This window comes from Leptospira johnsonii, assembly GCF_003112675.1.
Lineage (GTDB): Bacteria > Spirochaetota > Leptospiria > Leptospirales > Leptospiraceae > Leptospira_B > Leptospira_B johnsonii.
In genome coordinates, this window is record NZ_BFAY01000020.1 from 1 (window position 1) to 1734 (window position 1734).

1 protein-coding gene is annotated in these 1734 nt (G+C 49.1%); it reads right to left on the reverse strand.

The genetic code is table 11. The annotated features are described in order from the left end of the window. Positions 1-1734, reverse strand: a 1734-nt coding sequence (locus LPTSP_RS19025) for a HAMP domain-containing protein (RefSeq protein ID WP_167396485.1), incomplete at both ends; no start/stop codon positions are given.

Genomic DNA, 1734 nt, shown 5'->3' on the forward strand with positions numbered 1-1734 from the left:
CCTTCCAAGTTACCGCAACACCCTCGAACATCCGCCTGTCCACCAAGCTTCCCTTCTGTCCCTACCTCTCTCGCTACCCGGGTTACCTCGGAAGCAAATGAGTTCAACTGGTCCACCATCGTGTTGATGGTGTCTTTCAGCTCGAGGATCTCTCCCTTAACATCCTCTGTGATCTTCTTGGACAAGTCACCTCGAGCTACTGCTGTAGTAACTTCAGCAATATTACGCACCTGACCTGTTAGGTTAGATGCCATCGAGTTCACACTATCTGTTAAGTCCTTCCAAGTTCCTGCAACACCTCGAACATCCGCCTGTCCGCCCAGTTTACCTTCTGTTCCTACCTCTTTTGCTACCCGAGTTACCTCGGAAGCAAATGAGTTCAACTGGTCCACCATTGTGTTGATGGTGTTTTTGAGTTCTAGAATCTCTCCCTTAACATCCACTGTGATCTTCTTAGATAAGTCGCCTGTTGCAACCGCCTTGGTAACTTCCGCGATATCTCTCACCTGACCGGTCAAGTTACCGGCCATAAAGTTCACACTATCTGTTAAGTCCTTCCAAGTTCCTGCAACTCCTCGAACATCCGCTTGTCCACCCAGTTTACCTTCTGCACCAACCTCTCTTGCTACCCGGGTTACCTCGGAAGCAAACGAATTCAACTGGTCCACCATTGTGTTGATTGTGTTCTTGAGTTCTAGGATCTCTCCTTTAACATCCACTGTGATCTTCTTGGATAAGTCACCCGTCGCGACCGCCGTAGTAACTTCGGCAATATTACGCACCTGACCTGTTAGGTTGGATGCCATCGAGTTCACACTATCCGTTAAGTCTTTCCAAGTTCCCGCAACGCCCTGAACATCCGCCTGTCCGCCCAGCTTACCTTCTGTACCTACTTCTCTTGCTACCCGGGTTACCTCGGAAGCGAATGAGTTCAACTGGACCACCATCGTGTTGATGGTCACTTTTAGTTCCAGGATCTCTCCCTTAACATCCACTGTGATCTTCTTGGACAAGTCACCTCGAGCTACTGCTGTAGTAACTTCGGCAATATTACGCACCTGACCTGTTAGGTTAGATGCCATCGAGTTCACACTATCTGTTAAGTCCTTCCAAGTTCCCGCAACTCCTCGAACATTCGCTTGTCCACCCAGTTTACCTTCTGTTCCCACCTCTCTTGCCACCCGAGTTACCTCGGAAGCAAATGAGTTCAACTGGTCCACCATTGTGTTGATGGTGTCTTTCAGCTCGAGGATCTCTCCTTTAACATCCACTGTGATCTTCTTAGATAAGTCACCCGTCGCGACCGCTGTAGTAACTTCGGCAATATTACGCACCTGACCTGTTAGGTTGGAGGCCATCGAGTTCACACTATCCGTTAAGTCCTTCCAAGTTCCCGCAACACCCTGAACGTCCGCCTGTCCACCTAGTTTCCCTTCTGTACCTACCTCTCTTGCTACCCGAGTTACCTCGGATGCGAATGAGTTCAACTGGTCCACCATTGTGTTGATGGTGTCTTTCAGTTCTAAGATCTCTCCCTTAACATCCACTGTGATCTTCTTGGACAAGTCACCTCGAGCCACAGCTGTAGTAACTTCGGCAATATTACGCACCTGACCTGTAAGGTTAGATGCCATCGAGTTCACACTATCTGTTAAGTCTTTCCAAGTTCCTGCAACACCCTGAACGTCCGCCTGACCTCCTAACTCTCCTTCAGTACCTACCTCTCTTGCTACC